At 67.5% G+C, this 2,029-nt stretch carries 4 protein-coding genes; 3 read left to right on the forward strand and 1 reads right to left on the reverse strand.

From position 1 onward, the window contains the following. The 3 genes from AC1DZ6_RS24225 to AC1DZ6_RS24235 all read left to right on the forward strand — a co-directional run. The coding region (locus tag AC1DZ6_RS24225) for an EF-hand domain-containing protein (protein ID WP_477099655.1) at nucleotides 1-285 on the forward strand (285 nt) is incomplete at its 5' end. Between the two features lie 188 nt (nucleotides 286-473). Then, a complete protein-coding gene (locus AC1DZ6_RS24230; protein WP_477099656.1) occupies nucleotides 474-920 on the forward strand; it encodes an SRPBCC family protein in 447 nt (148 codons plus the stop codon). Next, entirely contained in the window at nucleotides 907-1,242 is a 336-nt protein-coding gene (locus AC1DZ6_RS24235; protein ID WP_477099657.1) for an ArsR/SmtB family transcription factor, read from the forward strand. Before AC1DZ6_RS24230 ends, AC1DZ6_RS24235 begins: the two co-directional genes overlap by 14 nt. 115 nt (nucleotides 1,243-1,357) lie before the next feature. On the opposite strand, the gene AC1DZ6_RS24240 is transcribed toward AC1DZ6_RS24235, so the two are convergent. Beyond that, nucleotides 1,358-2,029: VOC family protein (locus AC1DZ6_RS24240; RefSeq protein ID WP_477099658.1), on the reverse strand; the 672-nt coding region annotated here is incomplete at its 5' end.

The raw sequence follows: 2,029 nt of genomic DNA on the forward strand, positions 1-2,029 counted from the left end.
GACAAGAACGGCGTCCTGTCGCACGACGAATATGTCGGCRAATTCACCGCCCGCCTGACCAAGCGCCTGGCCGCCTCGACCGACACCACCGAGAAGAAGGAAGAGGAGCGCGTGCGCCAGACCCGCCAGGCCGAGGTCCGCTTTGGCGTGCTGGATACCGACAAGAGCGGCGGCATTACCCCGGCCGAGTTCGAATATTCGGGCTGGCGGATGTTCGTGACCCACGACACCAACAAGGACGGCGCCGTCACGGCGGCCGATCCTGTGGCCGAGGATACGAACTAGATCCCCAAATTGTTGTCATCCCGGACAAGCGCGAAGCGCGCCGATCCGGGACCGACCCGAAGCGCTGAGCTCAGGCGTCGGTCCTGGGTCTGCGCTTCGCTCCGCCCGGGATGACAAGGCATAGGCAACTAATGAGTTGCATATTTGGCTCACCGGAGTCATGAATGGGCAACCAGGAGGTTGCCGTCATGACCGACCGCATTGAAAAGACCATCGACCTGAACGCGCCCGTCGAGCGCGTCTGGCGCGCCGTCAGCGACCACAGGGAATTCGGGACCTGGTTCAAGGTCGATCTCGAGGCGCCGTTCGCCGTGGGCCAGGAGGCGCGCGGCCAGATCACCCATCCCGGCTACGAGCACGTGACCTGGAAGGCGGGGATCGTGGCCATCGAGCCGCCCAGGCGCTTGGCCTTCACCTGGCATCCCTACGGGATCGATCCCGACGTCGACTACGACCAGGAAGAGCCGACCCTGGTCGAGTTCCGGCTGGAGCCGAACGGGGCCGGCACGCGGCTGACGATCATCGAGTCCGGCTTCGACAAGGTGCCGGCCCATCGCCGCGACGAGGCCTTCCGGATGAACGACGGGGGCTGGACGCAGCAGGTCCAGAACATCAAGGCCCATGTTGAATCCTAGCGCCGCCGTCCTCGACCCCGCGCCGATCTTCGCCGCTCTGGGCGACCGCACCCGCCTGTCTCTGCTGGGCAAGCTGGCCGACGGCCAGGCGCGGTCGATCGCGACCCTGTCGACCGACACCGCCCTGACCCGCCAGGCGATCACCAAGCACCTGCACGTGCTGCAGGACGCCGGCCTGGTCGCCTCCCTGCGGGTCGGCCGCGAGAGCCGCTTCGCCGCCCGCCGAGAGACCCTTGACGAGGCCCGCGCCTATCTCGACGGCGTGTCGCGCCAGTGGGACGACACGCTGGGTCGGCTGAAGGCGTTCGTGGAGAGCACCTGAGCCTGTCATCCCGGACGAAGCGAAGATCCGGGACCGCCGGAAGCTGTGAGCTCACGCGTCGGTCCCGGATCGGCGCGCTTCACGCTTGTCCGGATGACAACCGATTAGGAGCGGATCAAACCCCGGCCTTGACCGGCGGCTCGGCGTACGAGGCCGACGCGGTGATCATCTCGTCGGGCACGGCCAGCATCTGCAGATAGGCCTTCTTCGGATAGGCCATGTGGGGCTTGTCCTCGGCATAGGCGGGCTGGGCCACCGGGCTGGGACCGTCATAGGGGGCGGGGGCCTTGAAGCGCGCGGCCTCCTCGGCGCTGATCCCCGCCTTGGCCAGCACGGCGGGATCCACCCAGCGAGCGGGGTCGATCGGCTCGCCGGGCGCGGCGACCTCCAGGGTCATCTGGTCGGGACCGGCGAAATAGATCGATCGGCACATGCCGTGGTCGATCGGGCCGAGCACATTGACGCCGTGGCTGCGAATGCGATCGCGCAGGACCAGCAGCTGCGCCTCGCTGTCGGCCCGGAAGGCCAGGTGCTGCAGCGTGCCCGGCGCGCTGGGCAGGGCCCCGTTGCCGGCGTGGGTGACGCCCAGCTGCACGGGGATCTTGTCGACGTCCGGCAGTTGGACGATCGAGAAGTAGCTGTGGTCGTTCATGCGCAGGAAGGCGTGCAGGCCGCCCGGCACGCCATGCATGTCGAACAGCGCCACCAGCGGACAGCCCATAACCTCCGAGAAGAACGCGATGTGCTTCTTGATGTCGCCGGCCATGAAGGCCAGGTGGTGGATGCC

This window comes from Caulobacter sp. P1_B12_2, from assembly GCF_056406675.1.

What these genes read in the sequence shown, in the direction of transcription:
- AC1DZ6_RS24235 (WP_477099657.1), top strand. Translation starts at nt 907, where the DNA reads ATGTTGAATCCTAGCGCCGCCGTCCTCGACCCCGCGCCGATCTTCGCC.
- AC1DZ6_RS24230 (WP_477099656.1), top strand. Translation starts at nt 474, where the DNA reads ATGACCGACCGCATTGAAAAGACCATCGACCTGAACGCGCCCGTCGAG.